The organism is Streptomyces sp. NPDC048483 (assembly GCF_040651455.1).
Lineage (GTDB): Bacteria > Actinomycetota > Actinomycetes > Streptomycetales > Streptomycetaceae > Streptomyces.
This window is the reverse complement of the sequence record NZ_JBEZJZ010000070.1, coordinates 1-25,249: the sequence shown is the minus strand read 5'-3', so window position 1 is coordinate 25,249 and position 25,249 is coordinate 1. Positions and strand designations below refer to the sequence as shown.

Below are 25,249 nucleotides of genomic sequence, written 5' to 3'. Positions count from 1 at the left end.
ATGGGTAGTGAACTGCGCGACGCCAAAGATGGACGACTGCTTTGGGGGCTCAACCCGCGCCTGCTGGAGCAGGCATGGCGGAACTCGCAGATGTTTCAGGAGCTGCGCCTGACACCGTGGGAACGCGCCGGGACGTTCGGGCGTGTGCGAGCCACCGCCCTGCTCAGGGCCCCAGCCTGGGCGCCGGTCCTCCAGGGTTTCGAACCCTATGCTGCCCTGTGCAGGACTGTGGACGATGCGGTCGCCGACCCACGTGCCGTGCTCACGTTTCCCTACGACTGGCGACTTTCCGTGGAGTACAACGGCCGTCTGCTTGCGCGAGCGGCCCGCCGGCATCTGGAAACCTGGACCGCCACGGCCACCGCCGAACCGGCGCTGCGCAGATTGTGGGAACGGCCTCCGCGGCTGGTTTTCGTGAGCCACTCCATGGGCGGGCTGGTCACCTGGGAGGCTCTGGACCACCACCGTGACCTGGTGCCGGACACACGTACCGTCATCACCCTCGGCACACCGTTTCTGGGCGCGGCCAAGACTGCCGTGGTGCTGAACGGCGACCGCGGGAGCCGTCTCCCGGCCCGCCTGCTTCGGAACCTGCAGGCTCTGGCTGCGACACTTCCCGGAGTGCACGACCTTCTGCCCGACTACCGTTGTGTCGACGAAGGGCTGGAGGTCGTCCGCCTGGACCCACTCATGGTGGAAGCCTTGGGCGGTGACAGGGAACTCGCCGCCGCCGCGATCGCCCGCCAGTCAAGGATGCGAGCACCGGGAGCTGTGGTGATGCCCGACCACCGCGCGGTGGTCGGAGTGGCGCAGGAGACCGTACAGAGCATTCGCATCAGCAGTGCGGTGGTCACAGCCCAATACGAAGCCTTCCTGACCCACTCCGACGGGCGTCTGCGGCGCGACGCCCACGGCATCCCCGAACGTCGAAACCGTCAGGGCGATGGCACTGTCTACCGGGACGCGGCGTGTAGCGGCGCTGTCAAGCCCAGCTACTTTCCAGTGCAGCACGGAGCACTGGCCGAAAACGAGACCGCACTCAAGTACGTGCACGCCGTCCTGACGGAGTACGACGGCCTGATCGGCCCCCCCATGGGGCAGGGCGAGTTGGGTCTTGCCGTTCCTGAGGAGGGCGTGATCGCCGGAGTACCGTGGACGATACGCGTCACCGGCCGGACCGTCCCCGCGGGTGTGAGCTGCGTACTCACCGATGCGGATACCGGACGTCAGGTCGCCAGGGCTCGCCTCGCCGCCCGCGACGGAGAACTGGCTGCCACGGTCACGGCGCCTACCCCCGGCCTGTTCCGGGTTGTGGTCACAGCAGGGGGTATCACGCCGCTCACTCAACTGGTCCTGGCCCACGAACCCGAAGACACCGCAGGGTAAGACACTGACGTGGCCCTTGATGAACTACCCGCGTTCGGGCTGGAGTTCTTCCCTGTCGACCTCGGCTCTTACCGGCACCACGATGACCTCGACACCGCTGCGGAAGTCAGCGCCGTTCAGGATGCCCTGGCGTCCTTCGCGCCGCGCACCGCACTGTGGGAGACACCGCCCTCCGGGCGCGACGCTGGCGCGGTCGAAGAGCGCCTGAGTGACTGGGCCCACCCGGGGCACCCTGCCAACACGTTCCTGTATTGGGTCGGCCATGGCGAGAGCAACGACGACCGAGCCCTGCTCGCCCACGCCGTCAGCCCGATGCCGCTGCTGCACAGCGGCATCACACCGGAGCAGATCCTGGCCTATCTCACTGCGCGGCAGGCCCACCCTGATAGTCGTGATCACTGGGCGATCGTCATCATTGATGCCTGCCGGTCCGACCGCTTCGTTGAACTCCTCAGTGCTCGTGCCCACTTGGCTGCCGAGCGCCCGCACAACTTTCTTCTGGTGGCCACATCCGCCCGGTCCACCGCCGACCTCGGCTCCTTCAGCCGTGCCCTTCATGCGGTCCTCAACACGACGTTCGCCGCCGACGGTGTCATCGACCTTCGAGACCTGGCCACAGAGCTCGGTCGCAACCTGCGCGACTGTCCGGTGCTGCCCCATACCTCAACCGGACGCGCCCTGCTGCGCCGCGCGGTGCCCACAGCAGCCGGCGCCATCACCACGACCTTGGATCTCCTCACCGAGATCCAAGCCGTCATCGATCAGCTCCCGCCGGACGAGCAACGCCATTTCCTCCCCAAGGCGGCCGGCGCCGATCTGGGCGAGCAGTCGTGGCACTTCGAAGGCCGAGAAGAAGAACGCGATGCGATCCTTGGCTGGCTGGACACGGCCAACCAAGGTCTGCTGACCGTTACTGGTGCCGCCGGCGCGGGGAAGTCCGCGCTGTTGGGACATGTGCTCCTCCACTCCCGGCCCCGGCTGCGGGAACTACTCCTGCGTGGTGGCCACCTCAGCCCACTCCCGCCCGGGACTCCCTGCCCTGACGATCCCTTTGACGCAGTGCTTCATCTGTCGGGTGCCACTGCACAGCAAGCCGTGGACCGGCTCGCCGAGGCCGCTGGGCTCGCCGGCCCTCCGAGTGAACTCACCGTCAGTGAACGCATCGACTGGCTCCTCGACCGCCTGGCCCAGCAGCCCGGTCCGTTCACCGTTCTGCTGGACGCGATCGACGAAGCCGCCGATCCACTCCTGCTGGCAGACAGGCTGATCCGCCCCCTTGCAAGCCTGCCCCAGGTCCGCGCGATCGTAGGAACGCGCAGTTCCACTCACGAAGACCCCGACCTTCCCGTTCCTGCTCGCACGGACATCCTCGATGCGCTGTTGCTACCTTCTGGAGGAGATGGCGGAGCAAGCAGGCAACTGGTGGTGGCCCGTGACCCCCATGCCATGTCCCGTTACATCCGCCGCCGGCTCACCCGTGCCACGCAGCGGAACGTCCTGTCTCTCCAACCGTGGCAGATCGAGCAGGCGGCCATCCGTCTGGGCCACAGCGGACAGGAATTCCTCCACGCTCGCCTGGCCGTTCACGAGATCCTTCATGATCCGGCCCAGGTGGACGATCTCGCGCTCCTGCAGACGAGCACACACCGTGAGCTGTTTGCGCGTGCCGTCCATCGGCTCACGGACCGCTCAGCCGCCTTCGGCCCGCTGTTGCAAGCCCTCGCTTTCGCCCAGGGCCGAGGCCTGCCCCTCCGCGACGGCATCTGGGCCTCTGCAGCCAGTGCGCTGAGTACCGACTCACCGACCGTCTCTGACGCGTCCATCCACGCGCTCGCCGATGCCGCCGCACCCTATTTGGTCCTGGACACCGAAGCGGGGCAGACGGTCTACCGCCTCGCCCATCGCACCTTCAGCGAGTTCTTCACCACGAAGGCGGCCGATCACCGCGACCTGCACCATGCCATCGCGCAGGCCCTCACCGCACAGGCCGACGCGCACCCGTCCGGCACTGCGCTGAACCCGTACATCGTCAACCACCTGTCGGCACATGTAGCCCAGGCCGGCCAGCGCGCATGGGAGGATCTCGCTCATCGTCCACGCGTCCTGGACCGCATCGACGTGGTCTCGCTCGTCGCTGAGTTCATGACGCATGCCTTCGGTCGCATCGAAGTGCCCCTTGCCATCGCCGGGGCGATCTCCACTCAGCATCACGCCGCGACAGCACCCCTCGAGGACCGGGCCGGTCTGCGCGAACTGGGCATGGCACTTACCGCAGGTACTTACCAGCCAACCCGGATACACCATCAGGATGGCACCGCCATTTGGTCCGTGAGATGGGCGCACCTCCTGCCCCGGCCCCTCCACCTCACCCTGCACGGCCATGAGGGTGGAGTGTGGGCGGCAGCGCCCTTCACGGCGGCGGACGGACGACGGCTACTCGCCACCGCGGCCGACGATCACACCGTACGCATCTGGGACCCCCTCACCGGACGAGCCGTCGGGCAGCCTGTGACCCACGAGAGCCTGGTGGGGGCGGTGGCGGCGTTCGACGCGAACGGTGGGGGTGCCTTGCTCGCTTCGGCGGACGACGCCGGGACAGTGCGCGTATGGGATCCCCTCACCGGTCGAGACGTTGCGGAACACCAAACCGGTCACGAGGGCTCCGTAACGGCGATAGCCCCTTTCGTCACGCCTGACGGCCGTACTCTGCTGGCAACCGTGGGCGACGACCGCACGGTACGCATTCTGGACCTGCTCACCGGCCGGGTCATCGGGAAGCCGCTCACCGGACACGGGGCCGGAGTGCTGTCCATGGTGGCCTTCACCGGGCCCGATGGCCGAGCCTTGCTCGCCACGGGAAGCAGCGACGGCGAAGTGCGGTTGTGGGACGCACTGCGCGGAAGTCCGGTGGGCAAACCCCTGACCGGCCACGAGCACCGGGTTTGGGCGCTGGTGGCGTTCCACGGACCGGATAATCGACTCCTTCTGGCCAGTGGGAGCCAGGACCACACCGTGCGGGTCTGGGACCCGTTCACCGGCCAGGTCGTGGGGGAGCCGCTCACCGGACACGGGGCCGGAGTGCTGTCCATGGCGGCCTTCACCGGGCCCGATGGCCGAGCCTTGCTCGCCGTCGGCAGCGGCGGCGGCAAGGTGCATATCAGGGATCCGCTGGGCAGCGGCGACGTCGGGTGGCCGCTTACCGGTCACCTGGGCGCGACAGGGGTGGTGGCTGGGTTCGCTGCCCCGGACGGCCGTCCCCTGCTTGCCACGGGGAGCGAAGACCGCACAGTGCGGGTGTGGGATCCACAGACCGAGGAGTCGGTCGGGGAGCCTGTCACGGGTCACGGGACAGGAGTGCTGTCGATGACGGCGTTCACCGCCCCCGATGGCCAACCCCTGCTCGCCACAGGCGACTACGCCGGGACTGTGCGGGTGTGGGATCTGGAAACAGGCCATGCCGTTGGTCGGCGCCTGATCGGCGACCACGGCATGATCGAGGCCATGGTGGCGTTCACCGCGCCCGGCGGCCGCCCCCTGCTGGCCATTGCGATCGACGGACACACCGTCCAGGTCCGGGATGCACTCAGCGGGCAAACAGTAGGACAGCCCTTGACCCATTACGGATCGAACGTCCTGTCGCTGGCCGCATGCACCACCCCCAGCGGTCACCCACTGCTCGCCACAGGCACGGGATACGGCGAGGTACAGGTCTGGGACGCGCTCACCGGCCATGCCGTTGGGCAGCCCCTTATCGGCCATAATGACTGGGTTCGAGCCATGAGCGCGCTGACCGCCCCCGACGGTCGGCGCCTGCTCGCCACCACCGGCAACGACCGAACCATCCGTGTCTGGGATCTGAAGACCGGCGAGGCCGTCGGAAGACCGATGGTGGGTCACAGGAATTGGGTGCGTACCCTTGCGGCCTTCACCGGTGCGGACGGCCGGCTCCTCCTGGCCACGGCAGGCAACGACCGGACTGTGCGGGTCTGGGATCCCTTGAGTGGCCGGGCGGTTGGCCCGCCCCGGAGCAGTCACAAGGGCTCGGTGACCGCCATGGTGGCGTTTGAGCCGGAGGGGGAAGGGCGTGCCCTGCTCGCCACAGGAGGCACGGACACCACGGTGCGGGTATGGGACCCGTGCTCCACCGCGTCATGGACTCTTCCCCTGGGCGTGACAGCTCAGGCGATTGCCTGTGTTGGCAAGAATTTGGCCGTTGCCGGCCCAGAGGGGCTCGTGGCCGTCCGCTGGCGCGGTGACCCAGCGCTTTCCCCAGCAACAGCTCTCCAATGGGAATGAATGCAAGGGACGCACCGCTGCCAGCCTGCGAGAACGGTATTTCCCACTCAACACATTGGAGCACAAAAGGTGGCGTTGGACGGACGCGGCGTCGACAGCGATGACTTCGAGATTCTTGCGGCATACGACAAAGCTCTTTCGGATTTCTCCGGGGCTCTGAAACGCCTTCATGTCCAGTTCGGTGCGCCTTCAGTCGGTGAGATGATCTCGGCGTCTTCGGGTAGCAAACTCGCCGAGGCCGACATCGACGATGCATTCTCCGGGAAAGTCCTGCCGTCGATCGACGTCATTGCGGAGATCGTGCGTGTGCTGAGCGACTGCCCTCGGGTATCCGAAAACGCCTCACCGGTCCTGGGGACCCGACCGGAGCGGATGGAGGAGTGGAAGAACCGCTGGAGAGAGCTGAATCTCCGGCAACGCGGAGTGCAATCCGCGTTGCGGCGTGTACGGCACGCCACCAGGGCCATCGTCACAGCGGCTGTCTCCGAGGCGGAGTCGGTGCGAAGTCAGGCGCACCAACACGCCATGCAGGTCCGGCACCAGGCAGCGGTCGAGGCCGAGCGTGTGATCAGTCATGCCCGCCAGGCTGCGGCTGAAGTGAGTCAACAGGCAGGCCAACTATGGTCCCATTGGGAAACCGAGCTTGAAAGTCTGCGCAGGCAGAGTCACCGGGAGCCGCCCGAAGAACTTCATTTCGCCGGCGAGAGGGTACGCGACATTGTTCGGACCGCGAACAACAGGCTTTCCGAAGCGGATGTGAGGGCCAGGCAGTTCGTTGAGGAAGCGCAGGCGAATCAGATCTGGCCCCCAGATGCAGGCAGTTCTGACGCGCTGCGTCAGTTGCAGGACGCTGCAGAGGATCTCGCCCGTCGAAGACTCCCCGAAGTTGTTGCCCTGCTAGCGCAGCCCGATCATCAAGACATGGACCTTCCTGTCGATTCTGTGGGCACCTTCACGCAGCCAGAGGTGGCTCCGTTGGCCCGCGCCTTCGACGAGGTCTACGGTGTGGCGGTTCGGCAGGCCGCTGAGCAGGCGCGGTTACGGGGGAGCGTCAACGCGATGTTCATCAGCCTCTCACGTCGCAGCCAGGACTTGATTGGGCGTCAGCTATCGCTGATATCTGAGTTGGAGTCCCGCGAGGCCGACCCGGACCAGCTCTCCTCGCTCTTCAAGCTGGACCACCTCGCGACCCGTATGCGCCGCAACGGTGAGAACCTGCTGGTCCTCGCCGGCGAGGAGCCGCGTCGCCGGTGGACGCGCGCGGTGCCGCTGGTCGACGTTCTGCGTGCCGCCGCGTCCGAGGTGGAGCAGTACGAATGCATCGAGCTCTCTTCGGTCCCAGCGGTCGAGGTCGCCGGGCGCGCGATCAACGACCTTGTGCACTTGTTGGCTGAACTGCTGGAAAATGCCACGACGTTCTCGTCGGTGCATACCAGGGTGCGGGTTACCGGTCACGCGCTGCCCGAAAGCCGTGTACTGATCGAGATCCACGACACCGGCATCGGCCTGTCCCCCGAGGCCCTGGCCGGCATCAATGAACGGCTGGCCAGCCCGCCGGAGGTCGACGTCTCGGTCTCCCGCCGCATGGGCCTGTTCGTGGTCGGCCGCCTGTCCCTGCGACACGGCATCCGCGTCCAGCTTCGCCCGTCAGACTCCGGCGGCACGACTGCGCTGGTGATGTTGCCTGTCGATGTCGTTGCTTCGCCTACGGAGGCAACAGACCGGTGAAGCGACCGTGGAGCTGGCCTTGTGACTGTTGCCAACAACTGCGACGGCGAATGCTGCGCAGACAGCGCCTCGCCGGAGCACCCGACACGCAACCACCCACACCAGACGACGTGGCCGCTGATCCTGCTGACCCGGTGACCACAGACAACCCGTGCGGCTGCCCGCATCGCCGTGCTGTCGGGGGAGCGTCGTGCGGGGGAGCGTCGGGGGGGAAGCACACCGGGCAGCAACGGGGCGACGACGAGCTTCGCGCCCTGGTGGCCGCCGTCGCGCGCCGCGCCGGAATCTCCACGGACACGATGCCTGCGGCCACCGGCCGCGCCTTGCCGCAACGGGCCCTCGGGTCGGTTGCTGTGTGCCGTGTGCAGCGCCGACAACGAGCGTGAGCGGGCCGGCGCTGTGGGGCACCGGCCCGCTCACGGTGGAAGCCGCGGTCGTCGTGTGGTCAGCCGAGCGGAAGCTGCAGGCCGGCGTCGTTTCCGTTCGGCGAGCTGACGGTGGTGGTGCTGCCGTCGGTTTCGGTGAAGGAGTACAACCGGTCGCGGCTGTTGACGACGAGCGCCAGGCGGTGACCGTCCGGCAGGTCGTAGACGGTGGGCTGGAGCCGACAGCTGTGACCGTTCGAACTTCGCCGGGCGGCGGCCATGAGGGACTTGCATGCGGCCAGCGAGATCTGTCCGAGTGTCACAAGGCGTTCCCGTTCGGCAGCTTCGGTTTCCTGGGCGATTTTGCGGCTCTGTGCGCTGGACCGGATGCGCCGGCTCAGGACAGCATGTTGACCTTGTACTGCATGATCCGGTAGTTCTTCGGGTCGTACCACTGACTGACGACGATGTGGAAGTTGCCGAACGTCGAGCCAGGGATGACGAACCCGCCGTACGGGCTGGCGACCAGGTTGGCCACCTCCTGCCCCGGGGCGCAGGGCAGGATCATCGTCTGCTCCAGCGTCCTGGTCAGGTCCGAGGTCGGGAGCGGGAAAACCATCGCCCGGATCGACAGCGGGTTCATGTTCAGCCACGTGAGGACGTACTTGCCGTCCATTGCGCGGAAGCAGATCTCGCCCCACTTGCGGGCGCCGAAGACCGTCGTCGGGGGCGCACCCCACCGCCAGTCACCGTCGGCGTAGCCCCACGGCTCGTAGGCGTCCGCGTTGCCGAGGCTGTCCTTCCGCACCCGGTGCAGCAACATCCCCGATTCGACCTCGCGGTTGAAGACCGTGGACAGGACGTAGCAGTAGTCACCCTCGGCCACCGCGTAGGTCTTCTGCTGGAACTGGCCGCCGTGCAGGTCACCCGGCCACTGGCACAGGTACTCCCAGGTCTCTCCGTTGTCGGTGGAGCGCCAGAAGTCCGTGTGGTGGGTGTCGTAGATGACGCCGCGCATGAGGTGCATATACATGACGCCGTCGACGACGAACACATCGGACGGGATTGCCGTCGTGGCCTTGTCCCCGACCGGGGTGTGCGGCTCGTCGACCAGGCTGTTGGCATGGTCGCCGCCGACGCTGCCGTCGATACGCAGATTGTTCACGTCCGCACTGCTGGAGCGCAGGCCGACCGGGGCGCGCCAGTCGTCCGCGGGCTCGCCCGGCTGCGGTACGTGGTCGCCATTGAAGGTGTCGCCGCCGACGAAGAGCATGGTGCCATTCGGGCACAGTACGGGGATGCCGAGGTCGGTCCACGGCGAGGCCAATGAGCCGGTCTCGGCCGGGCCGCTCAGGTTCTTGATCTTGGTTGCGAGGGTGGGGCTGGTCGGGTCGCCCGGCCCGCCGGCCATCGCTACCTCGGTACCCGAACCGACGACCCCCGCCCCCACTGCGACGCCTACGCCGATGCCGATCTTGAGGAGCTTACGACGGGAGTATCCGCTGGTCGTCGGGTCCTTCTCGTCCGATGGACGTGTCATTCTGTCGATGCCTTTCAGAGTCGAGTCGCTCGTAACAGGAGCGCGCCCCTCGCCAAGGGCAGCGGCACCGAGAGGGGCCCGGCCTTCTGCGGTAGCGCGGGAGCTTTGGAGGAATCCAAGGATGGACTGGACGGGTCTGTTCCCACGGGTCTGTTCCCGTACAGCGACGGCCAAGTCGCGTGTGGCGCTGAGTAATGATCGGGAGTGCGGCTTCTCCGCGGTGCATCAGGCCGACAGACAGGCTCTGGGCAGGCGTCCGCGCAGAAATCTCACACATCTCCCTTGCATCTGTGGTGCGTTATCCCTTCGGTAGGAGCCGCACGCCTCCCTGCGCGGGGCGCGGCGCCCGGTGAGGCCGGTTCCGTAGTGCGGTAAACGACCGACGCGGGGCAGCCTGCCTGCATCGGACGGTGTCGACGCTAACCCCCGCCGATGAAATGGCGATGACACGACGATGATTCCGCTGGTGGCAGCCAAGAGTGTGATCTGGCTGGTCATCGCCGCCCACACCCAGCTCCGGCTCGTTGGCGAGGGCGCTGCCGACCGGCGACGGCCGAGCCCGTAACGAGGCGCTGGCCGCGGCCCTGGACGACCTCGGGCCCGGCGGTCGCGGAATTCGGGGCGCAGGACGATCCAGTCCATCGAGCCGTCGGGCTTGATGACCTGGCGCTTTTGAAGGCCGAGGTGTCGTTCTCCCGGTAGACCTTGGTGAAGGGCCCCAGCGCAGGCGGATCCTGGAGTCCTCGGCGCCTTCGAGCTGGCGGTCGACTTCGGCTTCCAGGCCGAAGCGGTCGGAGGAGATGCGGAGGTAGGCGCCGGGGCGCTTCGGGGCGTAGGCGGCGAGGTGGTCAGGGCGGTGTTGGGTGACCTGACCGCCCCGAGCATGTACGGGGACGTCCGGCCGCTGCGACCCGCGTGAGCGCGGTGGGCAGGATCACTGCCCCGGCGCTCATGAATACCCCGCCCCGCACCAGTTCGCTCTGCGAGGCGGAGCCGGTGAGGTCGCGCTCGGCCGCCGTGATGACTCCTCGTCCGCGTACTCCGCCGGGTCGAGCGACCGCTGCCCGCTCCCACGCTCTCGCCACTGGTGGATGCGCTCAGGGCCGTCAGACGGTGGGACCAGTCCCACCGGACCGACCGACGGGGCACGCTCGCCCCCGGCCCCGGCTGCGAAGTGCACGGTGACCAGGGCGCCGTCCCGGATGAAGACGCCCATGTCACGCAGCCGCTCCAGGCTCTGGCTGTCCGCGGGCGGACTGCGTGTCGGGACCACTACCGCTGGGACGACCGCCCCACCCGACGACGCTGCCCCACACCTATCCGAGCGAGCTCTTCATCACCTGGGATGTCTTGCCTCCGGGCCGATGTACTGGTCGGCCCAGGCACTGATGATGTGGGCGGCTCGCTTCGCTTGTCCTCGTGCGGTCAGGAGATGGTCTGCTCCTTCGAGCGAGACGAAGCTTCGCGGGTGTCGTGCCTCGCGGAAGATCTCCCCGGCGTTGTCGATGTCAACGGTGTTGTCGGTAGGCGAATGCAGGACGAGGAGCGGCAGGTTCAACTCGCCGATCCGGTCGCGCAGGTGAGCACGGCGGACGTCTTCGACGAAGGCGCGCTTGAGGACCAGGGTCCTCCCGCCGACGAACCACTCGTGCGACCCTTCGCTGAGCACACGATCCATGACCGCGTCGTACTGTCGCTCGACGTGGCTGGGGTCGACAGGCGCCCCGATCGTGGCGACCGCGCGGACGCCGGTTGCCTCGGCCGCTGCGGCCAGGACTGCGGCGCCTCCCCATGAGTGCCCCACCAGCAGGTCTGCTGGAGTCCCTCGCTCCGCCATCAGATGTGCTGCACGGACCGTGTCCTGGACCTTGATGGTGAAGGAACCGTCCCCCCAGTCGCCGTCGGAGTCTCCGACCCCGAGGTTGTCGTAGCGCAGCATTCCGATCCCCTCGCGTGCCAGCTGCTTGCTGACGCGCGAGGCGGCCGGCGAGTCCTTGCCGAGTGTGAATCCGTGCACGAAGATCCCCCAGCCTCGGATCTCGCCGTCTGGCAGATCGATCGCTCCGGCCAGTTCGGGACCGACGACGCTCGGGAATCTCACTTTTTCGGTCATGTTGTGATCACCTAGGCATGGACTGTTCGTGGGGCAGGGGGACGAGGGCGACACCGGCTGGTGCCACGCGCGTGCTCCGAGCAGTAGAGCAGTGAGCGCGGTGTTTGTCGCTGTCGGCGCGTCAGGCGGTCGGCTTCTGCACGGAGGCCGGCTTGGTGGTGAGCAGTGCAGTGATCTCATCGGCGAGGTGCGGGCCGAGCTCGCCCCAGCCGTCCTTGTAGCCGTAGACGCCGGCCAGGGTGCGGGCTTCGTAGTCGCCGTTCATGATCTCGATGTCGGTAGCCGTGATGAGTGCCGGGTGGGCGACGCCGACGGCCGCCGAGACCTTCATCAGCTCCTTGCGGAGGGTGCGCAGGTAGACAGCGGCTCGGGTGGCCTTCGAGGTCGGGTCGAGGCCGCGGGCCAGCCACGGGTTCTGGGTGGCGATGCCGGTGGGGCACTTATCGGTGTGGCATTTCTGCGCCTGGATGCAGCCGATCGACAGCATCGCCTCACGGGCCACGTTGATCATGTCGGCACCCAGAGCGAAGGCGACCGCGGCGTTCTCGGGCAGGCCGAGCTTGCCGGAGGCGATGAAGGTCAGGCTGTCGGTCAGCCCCAGCTCGGCGAAGGTGCCGTAGACCCGGGAGAAGCCCATCCGGAAGGGCAGCGATACCGAGTCGGAGAAGGTCAGCGGCGCCGCCCCGGTGCCGCCCTCGCCGCCGTCGATGGTCACGAAGTCGACGCCACGGTCACCACGTGCCATCAGCGTGGCCAGCTCCTGCCAGAATTCCATCTCGCCCACCGCGCTCTTGATCCCGACCGGCAGACCGGTCTCGGTGGCGAGCAGTTCGACGAAGTCGAGCATCGAGTCGACGTCGCTGAACGCGGTGTGCCGCGACGGGGAGGCGCAGTCCTTGCCGAGCGGGATGCCGCGGATCTCGGCGATCTCCGGGGTCACCTTCGCGCCCGGCAGCATCCCGCCCAGCCCTGGCTTGGCGCCCTGGGAGAGCTTGATCTCTATCGCCTTGACCGGGGCGCCGGCGACCACATCCTTGAGCTTGTCGATGTTGAAGCTGCCGTCCTCGTTACGGCAGCCGAAGTAGGACGTACCGATTTGAAGGATGAGGTCGCCGCCGTTGCGGTGGTACGGCGAGAGGCCGCCCTCTCCCGTGTTCTGCATCGTGCCCGCCAGCGCCGCCCCTTTGTTGAGCGCTGTGATCGCCGCGCCGGAGAGGGATCCGAAGCTCATCGCCGAGATGTTCACCACGCTCGCCGGCCGGAACGCCTTGGCGCGCCCGCGCGGCCCGCCCAGCACCTTGGCCGAGGGCAGTGGGGCCTGTGGGTCGTGTGCGTCGGGCAGCGTGCCGGCGAACGTGCGCTGCTTCACGTAGGCGTGTCCCTGCATGTGCTCAACGTCGTTGTCGGTTCCGAACCCGAAGTAGTTGTTCTCCCCCTTCGACGACGCGTAGATCCAGGTGCGCTGGTCGCGGCTGAACGGGCGCTCCTCGTCGTTGGAGGTGACGATGTACTGCCGCAGCTCCGGCCCGATCGTCTCCAACAGGTACCGGGCGTGCCCGATCACCGGGAAGTTCCGGAGCAATGCGTGCTTCTTCTGGACAAGGTCACGAGCGGCCACGAGTGCCAATGCTGTTGCGGTGGCCGTGGCGATGCTCCGGGCGCGCATGAACGTTCCTCTCCTCGATGCTCGACTCCATCGCCAGGCGGTGGACGTCGTCGTGTCGTATCGGGCGTTGGGCGGCGGGCACGACCCAGCGGGCGTCAGCGCCCGTCGGAGAACGCGAAATGATATTAGAGGCCCGCGCGGACAGGTGCGGGGGCAGGGTCGGCGGGTGGAGCGGTCGTCCCAGTGGTGGGCGGTCCAGGTGTGTCGGGGGGGAGTGATCGTAGGCGAATGCAGCGATCGGCCCGCCCCAACTGATTGATCTGGTCCCGGCCTTCGCGGCACAGATCGGTGTGCGGTTGGATGCTCCGGGCGGAAAACGAGGTCCACTTTCATCACATTGGACTTCGCGAAACTGTGATTGGCATCGATACGGTCGCGGTATGCGTATCCACGTCGTAGACGCCTTCACCGACCGGCCGTTCGCCGGCAACCCTGCGGGCGTATGCCTGCTCGATACCGAAGACTGGCCTGAGGATGCCTGGATGCAGCAGGTAGCTGCCGAGATGAACTACTCGGAGACCGCCTTCGCGCGGCCGCTCCCCGCTGGCGACGACGCTGACTGGGAGATCCGCTGGTTCGCCCCACTCGTCGAGACCAATCTGTGTGGCCATGCCACTTTGGCCACGGCCCACACACTGAGGCGGGAGCGTGGGGTTGTCGGTGCGCTGCGTTTCCGGAGCCGGTTCAGCGGCATCCTCACCGCGCATGCGCACGAGGACGGCCGCATCACCCTGGACTTCCCTGCCGCGCCCGGCACTGAAAGCCCGTTGCCGGAAGGCCTGTCGGAGGCCCTGGGGGTGAGGCCGGAGGCCGCCTTCCGCACCGGTGCGCTCGGCGATCTGTTGACCGTCCTGCCCGACGAGGCCACCGTCCGGGCCGTGACCCCCGACCTCGATGTGATGGCCGACATGACCCGCCGCGAGGGCCTGCGCGGCGTCATCATCACAGCCCCGGCACCCAGTCCTGGCCTGGAGTACGACTTCGTCTCCCGCTTCTTCTCACCCGCCGAGGGCATCCTCGAGGATCCGGTCACGGGCAGCGCCCACACCGCACTGGCCCCCTACTGGTCGACGCGGATCGACCGCGACGAGCTCACCGGACTGCAAGTATCCGCGCGCACCGGGCTGGTCAGGACCGCCGTGTACGGTGACCGCGTTCATCTCACCGGGCACGCGGTCACCGTTCTTGACGGGGCCCTGCGTGTTTAACTGATCGATTCCGCGGGGTCGGCTGCGCGCATGGGCGAGGGGCCCAACGTCAGTGTGTGAAGACAGAATTGGACTCTCTCGCCACCGCGCTGTACGTGAAGACCGATGATCTGCTGAAGGGCTCACCGCATCTCGCGCCGTGGCGGCCGACTGTGGGGATCGCCCCGCGGCCCACCGATGCCGAGCTGGTCACGCCGGCGATGATGCAGGCCATGCTCGGTTTCACCTCCGAGGCCAGGTGGCTCCGCCACGCCCGTTCCTACCTGCGGCATCTCTTCCCGTACTTACCCACGCAGCCCGGTTACCACAAGCGGCTGCGTAAGGCCGCCGACCTGCTGCGTCGGGTCAGCCAGCGGCTGGCCGCCGACACCTCCGTGTGGAGCGACGATGTGTGGATCGTGGATTCCAGGCTGGTGGAGTGCGGCCGCTCCCGCGAGACCGTCAAACGCTCCGACCTGGCTGGGATGGGCCGAGTACGGGTACTGCGCCAGTCACAGCCGCTTCTTCTGGGGCCTGCGGCTGCACCTGGTGTGCACCCTGCAGGGCCTGCCGGTCGCTTTCGCCCTGACCGGGGCCAACGTCGACGAACGCGAGACCCTGCTGGACCTGCTTGCGGCCGAGCCGTACCTCGTTGCCGACCGGCCCGGTCAGACGCTGGTCGGCGACAAGAACTCCTTCGGTCGCGGGTTTGCACATCAACTGGTTGAGCAGGGCATCCGGCTGCTGCGGCCGGACCGCAAGGGCGAACCGGAGCGGCCCGGCACGCGACTGTTCAAGCCGTTGCGGCAGGTCATCGAGTCGGTCAACGAGAGCTTCAAGGGCCAGCTCGACCTCGAACAACACCGTGGCCGCACCCCAGGCGGCGTCATCGCCCGTGTCATGCAGCGCATCCTCGCATTGACCGCCGCGATCTGGCACAACGACCACATCGGACAACGCGTCCCGCACTCACTGACCGCCTGCGACCACTAACCCTTGGAAACGATCATCTAGGCGCAATACCGGTGACTTTGGGGTCTTCGCCTCGTTGGGTTTGGTGTGCCAAGGCCCGGACAGGTGAAGTCGTTGGTGGATGACCGGCTTTCGGACCGGATTGCGCTCGGAATGCTGACCCGCGCGTTTCCGCCGGAGCTGGTGGACGAGGTGGTCGCGGAGTGCGGCCGGGCCGAGCGGCGCCACCGGCTGCTGCCGGCCCGGGTGGTGGTCTATTTCGTGTTGGCGATGTGCCTGTTTTCCGGGCAGGGCTATGAGGAGGTCGCGCGGCTCCTCACGCACGGGCTGCAGCGGATGGGCCGGTGGAAGGGGACGTGGCGGGTGCCGACCACTGCCGCGATCGGCCGGGCCCGGCTGCGGCTGGGCCCGGAACCGCTGCGGGCCCTGTTCGTCCGGGTGTGCCGACCGGTGGCGACCGAGGAGACGGGCGGGGCCTGGTACCGGAGCTGGCGGCTGGTCGCCGTGGACGGCACCACCTTCGACGTGCCCGACACCGAAGCCAATGCCGGCTTCTTCGGCCGCCCGGGAGTCTGCCGAGGACAGGAGAAGAGCGCTTATCCGCAGGTGAGAGTGGCTGCGCTGGTCGAATGCGGCACTCACGCCGTCTTCGCGGCCGAGACCGGTCCGCTGGCAGTCCATGAAACGGAGCTGGCTCAGCGCCTGTTCGGCGCGCTGACGCCGGGGATGCTGGTGCTGGCCGACCGGGGTTTTCGCGGCTTCGACCTGTGGCGGGCCGCTGCCGCAACCGGCGCCGACCTGCTCTGGCGGGTCAAGAATGACGCCGTCCTGCCCATGAGGGCCCTGCTGGAGGACGGCTCCTACCTCTCGGAGATCGTCGCCGCCAGGGACAAGAACCGCCGCGCGGACCCGGCACGAGTCCGCGTCATCGAGTACACCCTCGGCACCGGCGGCACGGTCTACCGGCTGATCACCACCATCCTGGACCCCAAGGCCGCCTCCGCCACATCGCTGGCCCTGCTCTACGCCCAGCGATGGGAGATCGAGACCACGCTGGACGAGATCAAAACCCACCAGGGCGGCCCCCGCCTCATCCTGCGCTCCCAGCACCCCCGCGGAGCCGAACAGGAAATCTTCGGCTTCCTGCTGGTTCACCACGCCCTGCGGGACCTGATGCACCAAGCAGCACAGCACTCCGGCCAGGACCCCGACCGGATCTCCTTCACCCGCACCCTGCGCATCGTCCGCCGCCACGTCACCGACCAGGCGGCATTTTCCCCCCTCACGACTGGCCCGGGCCCTGACCACAGCCCTGCATGAGATCCGCGAACGGCCCCTACCGCCCCGGCGGCCGCGCGCCAGCCCCCGCGTCATCAAACGCAAGATGTCCAACTGGAAACTCAAACGCGCCCAGCACCGCAACCCGGCTCGGCCGGACACTCCCCGCGCGACGCTGGTCGGCCCGACCAAGACCAGACCTACCAGCCGGAAAACAACCTAAATCACCGGTATTGCATCTAGGCGCCCGTGGCCTGGTCCTTCGCGTTCTCCCTGGCGTGTTTCCGCTGCCCGCACCCGTGTTAGCCGGACGTTAGGGGAGCGGCAGCCTTGCGATAGTGGCCCCGATCAGAGTGGGTGACGTACCGGGAAAACAATGACACCGACCGTCCCGGGGGGGATCCGAAATGAGCTCCAGCACCACTGTCCGCACCGCTCGTCGCCGCACTCTGCGCATCGCCGCTGCGGCCCTGACCGCGGCCGCCGGCCTTACCCTGACCGCCTGCTCCGGCTCGGACGCCGCCGATGCGAAGTCCGCGGGCCACACGAGCACGAGCTCGGCCGCCGCCAAGTCCACCGCCTCGGGCGGGTCCGGAGCGCAGAACTCCGATGGCAAGACGAGCACCGATGCCAAGGCCGATGCCAAGGCGGGCGCCACGGGCAAGCAGTCGGGCGGTACGCAGTCCGCCACGCCCAAGGCGGCATCCCCGGTCCGCACCCAGCGCCTGGCGGACGGCATCAGCAAGGCCGAGATCTACAAGCTCGGCGACCAGCACTACCGCGCCAAGATCGTCGCCCGAGGTTCGGTCCTGGCCACGCTGGAGACGAAGGGGCGCGACGACGGGCTCGACGCCAACGACATGTTCGTCACGCTCACGCTGGACGGCCAGGTCCATTCCTGGATGGGCGGCGGACACCAGGGACCGGGCACCTTCAAGCTCGCGGGTGGCTGGACGGCCAAGGTCACGAAGGTCGGCGAGCTGCGGTACCGCGCGCAGATCATCGGCCACGACGGCGTGGCCGCCACGCTGGAGACGAACCAGCACGACGTCGGGCTCGACGCCAACGGCATCTCCATCGTGCTCAGCGCCGGCGGTGTGCTCAGCGCCCACGAGTAAATGCCCGCACGGCCGCGGCGGTGGAGCCATCTTCGGTGGGGGCTCCACTGAACCCTCCCCGAGCTGTCCATCGTGGGACAGACGGCAGACACTGACTGATCAACGGGCGGCGAGTGCCGCCTCGCTCTCACAAGGGCTGCGAGCAACCCGGCGGACGGACCCTGGAGGTAGGGGTTCTCGGTGGGCCTGCCGGCATCGGTGGCCGCCGCCAGGAGTTCCGGGAGATCCGCACCGTCGCAGTCCCGGTGAGGTCGGCCTGGGGCGCGGTACTGGCCCTTCGGCCAGCCCGTTTCCCCAGGCCGCCTCCCGAACCGGACATGCCCGTTACCGAGCATCCGGCTCTCCACTGCTTCGTGGCGTCAGGCGAGTTGGCGCGCCGCGTACTCGGCCCACGGGGTGGGGATTCTCTCGCCGCGGAACCGGTAGCGAGTGACTTCCCTGGATGCGGCCAGGTAGAGCCGCACGTTCTCCGTGGGTCTGCCCACAGCCATCGGTCGACTTGATACCGACGCCGTACGTACTTCCCCGGCTGGCATGGCGGTGCTTCTTCCGCAGCCACCTCCCGATCAGCCACCACACGTAGTGGCTGAGGTCATGGAAAGTGTGCGAGGAAACGCCGTGCTGGAAGTACGCAGTCCATCCCCGCAGCACCAGATTGATCCGGCGCAGCAGGGTGCCGAGCGAGACGTTCGTGGTCTGCTGCGCGATGGCCTTCACCTTGTGCTTCACCGACGTCAAAGCCTTGTCGGACGGCCAGGTGTAGACGTACCGCTTGCCCCTTCCCTGCTGCCGCTGCCGCTGGATGCGGAAGCCCAGAAAGGTGAAGCCCTCGTCGAGATGGACGACACCCGTCTTCTCCTCCGACAGGCGCAGGCCCATCGGGGAGAGCACCTCTGCCACTTGGCCCCGGGCACCGCCAGCGGATCGTCCCCCAGAAACGTGCCGACGTAGCGGGACAGTGCCGATCTGCACCGCCATCCCCAGGCGATGCCCATCGGACCGCCGCAACGCGATCAAATCGCGGTCGTCGTCCAGGAAGAAGAACCGCTCCAACTCCGGGGGCCTGGGCACCTCGCCGAAGGCCCCGTAGGCAGCGGCTTGCTCCTCAGTAAGACGGGGCAACCGCTCCACCCGACGTCCTTGCGGCCCTCCTCAACGACATCGGCATCCCCGCCACAGCCGGCCGCACCGCCGCGATCCGGCAGCACGTGCTGGAGATGCCCGCCCCCGGTCGTCGCGGAGGCTCTGGGCTACCACCGGGTCACCACGGCCAAGCCGGCCTCCGAGGGTGGAGGCACCTGGAGCCGATACGCCTCTGGAGACCACACTGGCGATCACCACCAGGCTGGACCCCTCGGAGAACTGGCGACAGGTGAAGAGGTGAGCCCGCCAGTGGACCGGGGCCGGGGCCGGGCCGGTGTCGGCTGGTTGTCGGCGTTGGTCGGTGATCTGTCGGTGATGTGTCGATGGCTGCCGGGACATTGGAGCCGGTTGGCACCGGCCATCAACGGCACCGGCCACCAGTATCGCATCGTCCCCACTCACTGGAACGGCGCTCCCGGAGTGACCTGCCGGGTGTCCGCCCAGCGGTCCACGATCAGGAAGGAAGCCCTCCCCATGACCACTGACGTCACCATCATCGGCGCCGGACTCGGCGGCCTCACGCTCGCCCGCGTCCTGCACGTCCACGGAATACCGGCCACGGTCTACGAGGCGGAGCCCTCCCTGGCTGCGCGTTCGCAGGGCGGAATGCTCGACATCCACGACTACAACGGACAACTTGCCCTCGAATCAGCTCACTTGATGGACGAGTTCCGTGGCCTCATCCTGGAGGGCCGCCAGGCAATGCGGGTCCTCGACCCGGACGGGACCGTCCTGTTCGACAAAGCTGACGACGGCACGGGGGGACGCCCCGAGGTGCAACGCGGCGAGCTGCGACAGATCCTGCTCGACTCACTCCCGGTCGGCACCGTCCAGTGGGGGCACAAGGTCAGCAGCACCCGTACCCTCAGCGAGAGTCGCCACGAGGTGACGTTCGCCGACGGCAGCACCGTCGTCACCAGCCTGCTGGTCGGCGCGGACGGCGCGTGGTCACGGGTCCGGCCGCTGCTCTCCACCGCCACACCCGAGTACGTCGGCAAGTCGGTCGTCGAGACCTACCTGTTCGACGCCGACACCCGGCACCCAGCCGCCGCAAAAGCGGTCGGTGGCGGGTCGATGATCGCGCCCACGCCGGGCAGGGAGATCTTCGCTCACCGGGAAAGGGACGACACTCTGCACGCCTACGTGGGGCTGTCCGAGCCGCAGGACTGGTTCGCCGCCATCGATTTCGCCGATGCCGCCGTGGCCACCGCGCGGATCGCGCAGGAGTTCGACGGCTGGGTGCCGGAGCTCACCGCGCTGATCACCGACGGCGACATCGCGCCGGTCCTGCGCCCCCTCTACGCTCTGCCGACCGGGCACCGGTGGGACCGGGTGCCGGGGGTGACCCTGCTCGGCGACGCCGCCCACCTCTCGGCCCCGAACGGCGAAGGCGCCAACCTGGCCATGCTCGACGGCGCCGAACTCGGCAAGGCCCTCGCCGCGCACCCCGACGACATCGAGGCCGCGCTCACCGAATACGAGCAGGCCATGTTCCCCCGCAGCACCGAGGCTGCCACCTTTGAAGGTGCTGAGGCCCACGGGACCGACTCCGACAACAACACAGCCCACGCCCTGGTCACCGCGTTCACCCGGCACGAGCAGTCTCCATAAGGCATTCGCTCAAGGCGTTCGCCGTCATCCGGGCCTCGGGGCATCGACAAACCGGCCAGACGAGGCGCGGTCTCGGTTCGCCTCGCGTCCGAGGCCGGAGGAACCTGGAGCCGGTACGCCGCCGTCGATCACACACGGTCAGCAGCAGGCTGTACTCCACGAGAACTGGCGACAGTTGAAGAGGAGAATCCACCACTATCACGCCCGAAGCACTGCGTCTGATTCCGCGCCGTGCAGAAAGCGCTGTCGTTCGGCGTGGCCGGAGCCACGGAAGAAGCTGCCGCCGCGGTCCCGCCATCGGCGACCGTCTCACCTTCGGCGGCAACATCATCGAGACCGGCACCGACTCCTACCGCTTGGCCACCACCCGCGCCCGCGTCGCCGAACACCAGGCCGCGGCGGGTCGAAGTCTTCCCAGGCGGTTGGTGCAAGCTGCTGACCGCGACGGTGGTCCCGCGGCCCATCGCCTGGGTGTCGACCCTTTCCGCCGAGGGAACGGCCAATCTCGCCCCTGCGAAGTTCTGAGGAAAGCGGCATCGAGGGTCGGGACGTTAGCGCAGGTCAGCGCGCTGGAGCAAGGGGCGAGGTGGTTGTGCCGTGAGGGTCCGCCGGCCGAGTCGGCGGACCCTCACGCGGTCGTCTCCGTGGTCACCCGAGGGCGTTCCAGAAGGCGCAGTGGTGGCGGGGCTGAGCCGTGCGGGTGGGGGCGATGTGGTCCGGAGCCAGGGACAGCACGGTCCGCCGGGACCAGTGCGGCGACGAGGGGCCGTTCGGGTCGGCGGTGCGGGCGAAGCGGGTCCAGTAGTCGATCATGGTGTCGGCCAGCCGGTGCTGTGCCGCGGTCAGATCGCGGGGACGGCCGCCCAGGTCGAACAGGTAGGGCAGTTCGCTCGCGTGCGGTGCGCCGAGCGGGAACGGCGGCGTGCCCGAGGTGAGCGGCGGGGCGTGCTCGTCGGCGAACTCGTAGCGCCAGACGGGCACATGGGCAGCGAGCAGGCCGTCGGTGCGCGCCGTCGGGCAGGCGAAGTCCGCGTCGCCGATGACCGCGCCGAACACCGGGCCGCCGTCGGTGCGGTGCACCGGGTACTCGCGGACGATCGCCTTCGCTTGCCCCGGAGAGGGGAAGAATGAGGCCACGACGTCGGGCCAGGTGCCGGGAGTGACGGGATGGTCGGCCTGGATGATCCCGGCGGCCCAGCCGTTGCCCTCGTCGTGGTTGTTGCCGATGAGCACGGGGACGCGGTGGAAGCGGCCGGCGGCGATCGCCGCTGCGGGGTCGCTGGGCAGCAACGGTGTGGTGTGAGCGGGCTGTTGATCGGTGTCCTGGGCCGCGAGCAGACGGGAGACGTCCACGCGCCGCAGGCAGGCCAGGACGTCGCGGGCGGAGCCGCAGCCGACCTTTGCCGCGAGGTCCGCGCCCGCGGCGCGCGCCGTGGACAGGGGGACGGAGGACGGGGCGAACGGCCGGTCGGGGCGGCCTGTGCAGGGGCCGCTCTCGATGATCGCCCGGTCGAAGAGCTCCGCGGCGGCGGGTGAGGTGAGCTGGGCGCAGACGCTGTAGCCGCCCGCCGACTCGCCGGCCAGCGTCACGTTGCGCGCGTCGCCGCCGAAGGCGCCGATCTCGGCACGGACCCAGCGCAGCGCCGCCTGCTGGTCGGCCAGGCCGAAGGTGCCGGAGCCGGGCAGCCCGCTGTGCGCGAGGAAACCGAGGGCCCCGAGGCGGTAGTTGACGGTGACGACCACGACGTCGCCGCGGGTGGCCATGCGATGGGCGTCGTACGAGCTGCCCGCACCGGTGGTGAATCCGCCGCCGTGCAGCCACACGAGCACCGGCCGGGGGCGTGCCGGTCCTGCGCCGTCGGGTGTCGTGATGTTCAGGTGGAGACAGTCCTCGTCAGTGCTGCCGCCGGGCACCTCGCCGGCCGGTTGCGGGCAGGCGCTCGCGGGCCTGATCGCGTCCCGTACCCCGGGCCAGGGGGCCGCACGGCGGGGCGGCGCCCAGCGCAGACTGCCGACCGGGGGCGCCGCGTAGGGGATGCCCTCGAAGGTGCGGTAGCCGTCGTGGGCGGTGCCCCGCACCGGGCCGTCATGGGTGCGTACCGTCGTGGCGGCGGCGTGCCGGGCGTGCTCCGTCGGCGGTGCTGCGGAACAGGCCGCAGCGAGCACGGCGGACAGGGCACAGCACAGGGTGGTCAGGACGCGGTGCATGCTCATCATCTCCCCATCCGGTCAGCTGCCGCCCATGCCGCCCTGCGCGGCGATCATGGTCATCGGCAGAGTGCGTACAGCTGTCTCCAGGCCGGGCGCGAGGGCGGCGAGACACCCCGTGCTGGCGTCGATGCGGGCCCGGAAGGTCTTCTGGTCATGCCGTGACACGACCGAGCGGACGCCGCCCGCCGCGGCCAGCGCCAGCAGCGCGGCGTCGGCGGCGGGGATCTCCTGCACGGGGCCGTCCCCGTGCAGCGCCGCGGACACGCGGGCGCGGAGTGCGGCGGGCACGGCGCGGTCCGGCACGGTCAGCCGCCGGGTGCCGAAGCGGGTGCGGGGCGCCTTCACCGTGAGGAGTCCCGCCTCGGCGAGCCGGTCCTCCACCTCCGTCAGGGTCCGCTTGCGGTGGCGGCGCACGAGGTTCTTCCAGCCGTGCCCGGCGGCGGCGTCGCGCAGCATCCCGTCCAGGACGGGGTCGCCGGTCGGGTCCGTGCCGGACACGGTGACCGTGCCGCCGTCCTCCCTGAGGCGGCCGCGCAACGCGAGGTCGATCAGGGCGGCGGCACGGACCAGCAGCTCTGTCCGGGAACGGTCGTAAGGGCCTTCGGCCGCGTCGTCGTGGGCGAGCAGATACATGAGGCATGCCAAGTCGTCGATCACACCTCGACGCTATGGGCGGCTACCCCGGACTCGGATCGGCCACGGGAACGGAGTGGCACTGGGAACACAGGAGGACCGCGGCCCGGCCTCCTCCTCAAGGAGGAGACGGTGCCGTCAGGGGCGGCGCGGCCTTACGAGGCCGTGGTCGTAGGCGGCGACGACGGCCTGGACGCGGTCGCGCAGGCCCAGTTTGCGCAACAGCGCGGTGACATGGTTCTTGACCGTGGCCTCCGACAGGCGCAGCCGCTCGGCGATCTCCGCGTTCGACAGCGCCTGCCCGATCAGGGTGAGCACCTCCCGCTCGCGGCCGGAGAGGTCCTGCAGGGAGGGCGGCGGCGCCGGGTCGGGCGTGGTCCGCAGGAACCGGTCCAGGACACGGCTCAGCACGGTCGGCGCCAGCAGCGCGTCGCCGCGCGCGGTGAGGCGGATCGCGTCGACGAGTTCGGCGGGGCGCATGTCCTTCAGCAGGAAGCCGCTTGCCCCGGCCCGCAGGGCGGCGACCACGTGTGCGTCCACGTCCCAGGTGGTCAGCACGAGCACCCGGGCCCGACTGCCGCACTCCGCGATCTGCCGGGTCGCCTCGATGCCGTCCACGACGGGCATGCGTACGTCCATCAGCACCACGTCGGGCGCCAGTTCCCGCGTCAGCCGCACCGCCTCCCGGCCGTCGGACGCCTCACCGACCACCTCCAGGTCGTCCCGCGCGTCGATGATCATGCGGAATCCGGTACGGACCAGGACCTGGTCGTCGGCCACCACCACGCGCAGCGTCATGACGCGCCCTCCACCGGCAGCCTCGCCGCCACCTCGAACCCGCCTCCAGGCAACGGACCGGCGTGCAGGCTGCCGCCCACGAGCCGTGCGCGCTCCTTCATCCCCACAAGACCGCGTCCCGCTCCTGCCGCGGCCGAACGGCCCTGCGGCGTATGCCCGTTGTCGACCACTGCGACCTTCACGCACTCCCCTTCGGCCGTCACGCGCACGCGCACCTCGTCGGCGCCGGCCGCGTGGCGCAGCGTGTTGGTGAGCGCCTCCTGGACGATCCGGTACGCCGCCAGGTCCACCGCGGCCGGTAGCTCGTCGGTGGCGCCCGCGCGGTGCACGTGCACCATCATCCCGGTCGCGCGCACGGTGTCGACCAGATCGTCCAGGCGCGCGAGCGAGGGACCCGGCTCCCGCGGATCCCCGACCCCGTCCTCCTCCGTATCAGGCCGGAACGCACGTAGCAGCAGGCGCAGTTCGCCGAGCGCCGAGCGGGCGCCCGTCTCGATGGCCCGCAGCGCCTGACGGGCCTGTTCGGGCCGCTCGGTGAACACGTCGTCGGCGGCGCCTGCCTGAATGACCATCACCGACAGGGAGTGCGCCACGACGTCGTGCACCTCGCGCGCGATCCGCGCGCGCTCCTCCACCACAGCCCGGCGCATCTCCGCCCTCATCCGTGCCTGCTGCGCCCTGCGCCACTGCCCCGCGGTCCACGCCAGGACCACCGTCAGCAGATAGACCGTCAGACCCGCCGGGCCGCCCGCCCCGAACGCCAGCGGCGCCGGCAGGCACATCGCCGCGAGCGCCCGCACCGACACCCGCCGCGGCCTGGTGGCCGACAGCACGCACAACGAGACCTGCGCCGCGAGCAGCGCCCCCGTCAAGGTCACCGCGGGCAGCAGCGCCCACACCGCGAGCCCCGTCGCCGCGTTCACGGCCAGTACGGCGACCGGGGCGCGCGCCTGCCACCTCAGGGCGCAGGCCTGCGCGAGGACCAGGGCCACGGCCACAGGCAGTCGACGGCCGTGCTCCGCGCCGGCGACGAGCACCGAGGTACCGAGGACGGCCAGCACCAGACCGGCAGACCCCCACCACAGCGCCCGGGCCACCCGGGGCGACAGCTCACCCCGGGCTTTCCCGACGAACGCGTCGTCCGCAGCGCCGCCCGGAATCCGCCGAGTACGAGACCTGGTTCAAGGCGGCCGGCTACGACGTC

15 protein-coding genes and 5 pseudogenes are annotated in these 25,249 nt (G+C 68.9%); 10 read left to right on the top strand and 10 right to left on the bottom strand.

Features of this window, described 5'->3' with window-relative positions:
• The 3 genes and pseudogenes from AB0D04_RS28700 to AB0D04_RS28690 form a co-directional block, all read left to right on the top strand.
• Entirely contained in the window at positions 1-1,386 is a 1,386-nt protein-coding gene (locus tag AB0D04_RS28700; protein ID WP_362708957.1) for a hypothetical protein, read from the top strand.
• Positions 1,387-1,395: 9 nt separating this feature from the next.
• A complete protein-coding gene (locus AB0D04_RS28695) occupies positions 1,396-5,682 on the top strand; it encodes a WD40 repeat domain-containing protein (RefSeq protein ID WP_362708954.1) in 4,287 nt (1,428 codons plus the stop codon).
• A 741-nt stretch (positions 5,683-6,423) separates the two neighbouring features.
• A pseudogene (locus AB0D04_RS28690) lies at positions 6,424-7,377 on the top strand (ATP-binding protein); the annotation flags it as partial.
• 478 nt (positions 7,378-7,855) lie between these two features.
• Here AB0D04_RS28690 and AB0D04_RS28685 read toward each other — a convergent pair.
• The 4 genes from AB0D04_RS28685 to AB0D04_RS28670 form a co-directional block, all read right to left on the bottom strand.
• Positions 7,856-8,098 carry a hypothetical protein gene (locus tag AB0D04_RS28685; RefSeq protein WP_362708953.1) on the bottom strand — a complete coding sequence of 81 codons (243 nt, stop codon included), beginning with the start codon at positions 8,096-8,098 and terminating at the stop codon, positions 7,856-7,858.
• A 74-nt stretch (positions 8,099-8,172) separates the two neighbouring features.
• Positions 8,173-9,315: a DUF4185 domain-containing protein gene (locus AB0D04_RS28680; RefSeq protein ID WP_362708950.1), complete on the bottom strand. Its 1,143-nt coding sequence runs from the start codon at positions 9,313-9,315 to the stop codon at positions 8,173-8,175.
• A gap of 1,336 nt (positions 9,316-10,651) precedes the next feature.
• The gene (locus AB0D04_RS28675) at positions 10,652-11,428 is read right to left on the bottom strand and encodes an alpha/beta fold hydrolase (RefSeq protein WP_362708948.1); all 777 of its coding nucleotides are present in this window, start codon (positions 11,426-11,428) and stop codon (positions 10,652-10,654) included.
• A 121-nt stretch (positions 11,429-11,549) separates the two neighbouring features.
• Positions 11,550-13,094, bottom strand: coding sequence for an FMN-binding glutamate synthase family protein (locus AB0D04_RS28670; RefSeq protein ID WP_362708945.1), 1,545 nt, complete (start codon positions 13,092-13,094; stop codon positions 11,550-11,552).
• Positions 13,095-13,474: 380 nt separating this feature from the next.
• Here AB0D04_RS28670 and AB0D04_RS28665 point away from each other — a divergent pair, with 380 nt between their 5' ends.
• The 4 genes and pseudogenes from AB0D04_RS28665 to AB0D04_RS28650 all read left to right on the top strand — a co-directional run bounded on the left by AB0D04_RS28665 (position 13,475) and on the right by AB0D04_RS28650 (position 17,649).
• The gene (locus AB0D04_RS28665) at positions 13,475-14,302 is read left to right on the top strand and encodes a PhzF family phenazine biosynthesis protein (protein ID WP_362708943.1); all 828 of its coding nucleotides are present in this window, start codon (positions 13,475-13,477) and stop codon (positions 14,300-14,302) included.
• Positions 14,303-14,358: 56 nt separating this feature from the next.
• Positions 14,359-15,274: pseudogene (locus AB0D04_RS28660) on the top strand (IS982 family transposase).
• A 66-nt stretch (positions 15,275-15,340) separates the two neighbouring features.
• Positions 15,341-16,573, top strand: a complete 1,233-nt coding sequence (locus tag AB0D04_RS28655; protein ID WP_362708941.1) for an IS4 family transposase — start codon at positions 15,341-15,343, stop codon at positions 16,571-16,573.
• 365 nt (positions 16,574-16,938) lie between these two features.
• Complete coding sequence (locus tag AB0D04_RS28650; RefSeq protein WP_362708938.1) at positions 16,939-17,649, top strand: hypothetical protein; 711 nt, start codon at positions 16,939-16,941, stop codon at positions 17,647-17,649.
• 324 nt (positions 17,650-17,973) lie between these two features.
• Here the strand turns inward: AB0D04_RS28650 and AB0D04_RS28645 are convergent, their stop codons facing one another.
• Positions 17,974-18,549, bottom strand: coding sequence for a group II intron maturase-specific domain-containing protein (locus tag AB0D04_RS28645; RefSeq protein ID WP_362708935.1), 576 nt, complete (start codon positions 18,547-18,549; stop codon positions 17,974-17,976).
• Positions 18,550-18,551: 2 nt separating this feature from the next.
• Positions 18,552-18,720, bottom strand: a pseudogene (locus AB0D04_RS28640) (DUF4158 domain-containing protein); the annotation flags it as partial.
• A gap of 546 nt (positions 18,721-19,266) precedes the next feature.
• On the opposite strand from AB0D04_RS28640, the gene AB0D04_RS28635 reads away from it, so the two are divergent.
• The 3 genes and pseudogenes from AB0D04_RS28635 to AB0D04_RS28625 form a co-directional block, all read left to right on the top strand.
• Positions 19,267-20,403 carry an NAD(P)/FAD-dependent oxidoreductase gene (locus tag AB0D04_RS28635; RefSeq protein ID WP_362708932.1) on the top strand — a complete coding sequence of 379 codons (1,137 nt, stop codon included), beginning with the start codon at positions 19,267-19,269 and terminating at the stop codon, positions 20,401-20,403.
• Positions 20,404-20,696: 293 nt separating this feature from the next.
• A pseudogene (locus tag AB0D04_RS28630) lies at positions 20,697-20,804 on the top strand (AAA family ATPase); the annotation flags it as partial.
• A gap of 31 nt (positions 20,805-20,835) precedes the next feature.
• A pseudogene (locus AB0D04_RS28625) lies at positions 20,836-20,916 on the top strand (flavin reductase family protein); the annotation flags it as partial.
• 135 nt (positions 20,917-21,051) lie between these two features.
• Here the strand turns inward: AB0D04_RS28625 and AB0D04_RS28620 are convergent.
• The 4 genes from AB0D04_RS28620 to AB0D04_RS28605 all read right to left on the bottom strand — a co-directional run bounded on the left by AB0D04_RS28620 (position 21,052) and on the right by AB0D04_RS28605 (position 25,142).
• The gene (locus AB0D04_RS28620) at positions 21,052-22,617 is read right to left on the bottom strand and encodes a carboxylesterase family protein (protein ID WP_362708985.1); all 1,566 of its coding nucleotides are present in this window, start codon (positions 22,615-22,617) and stop codon (positions 21,052-21,054) included.
• Between the two features lie 15 nt (positions 22,618-22,632).
• On the bottom strand, positions 22,633-23,271 hold the full coding sequence (locus tag AB0D04_RS28615; protein ID WP_362708930.1) for a GPP34 family phosphoprotein: 639 nt from the start codon (positions 23,269-23,271) through the stop codon (positions 22,633-22,635).
• A gap of 114 nt (positions 23,272-23,385) precedes the next feature.
• Positions 23,386-24,045, bottom strand: coding sequence for a response regulator transcription factor (locus AB0D04_RS28610; RefSeq protein ID WP_362708928.1), 660 nt, complete (start codon positions 24,043-24,045; stop codon positions 23,386-23,388).
• Positions 24,042-25,142, bottom strand: a complete 1,101-nt coding sequence (locus tag AB0D04_RS28605; protein ID WP_362708925.1) for a sensor histidine kinase — start codon at positions 25,140-25,142, stop codon at positions 24,042-24,044. The genes AB0D04_RS28610 and AB0D04_RS28605 overlap by 4 nt, the downstream gene beginning before the upstream one ends.
• Positions 25,143-25,249: the final 107 nt, after the last annotated feature.

Coding starts and splice junctions, on each gene's coding strand:
- AB0D04_RS28675 (WP_362708948.1), bottom strand. CDS start 11,428: ATGACCGAAAAAGTGAGATTCCCGAGCGTCGTCGGTCCCGAACTGGCC.
- AB0D04_RS28635 (WP_362708932.1), top strand. CDS start 19,267: ATGACCACTGACGTCACCATCATCGGCGCCGGACTCGGCGGCCTCACG.
- AB0D04_RS28650 (WP_362708938.1), top strand. CDS start 16,939: ATGAGCTCCAGCACCACTGTCCGCACCGCTCGTCGCCGCACTCTGCGC.
- AB0D04_RS28610 (WP_362708928.1), bottom strand. CDS start 24,045: ATGACGCTGCGCGTGGTGGTGGCCGACGACCAGGTCCTGGTCCGTACC.
- AB0D04_RS28680 (WP_362708950.1), bottom strand. CDS start 9,315: ATGACACGTCCATCGGACGAGAAGGACCCGACGACCAGCGGATACTCC.
- AB0D04_RS28670 (WP_362708945.1), bottom strand. CDS start 13,094: ATGCGCGCCCGGAGCATCGCCACGGCCACCGCAACAGCATTGGCACTC.
- AB0D04_RS28700 (WP_362708957.1), top strand. CDS start 1: ATGGGTAGTGAACTGCGCGACGCCAAAGATGGACGACTGCTTTGGGGG.
- AB0D04_RS28665 (WP_362708943.1), top strand. CDS start 13,475: ATGCGTATCCACGTCGTAGACGCCTTCACCGACCGGCCGTTCGCCGGC.
- AB0D04_RS28620 (WP_362708985.1), bottom strand. CDS start 22,617: ATGAGCATGCACCGCGTCCTGACCACCCTGTGCTGTGCCCTGTCCGCC.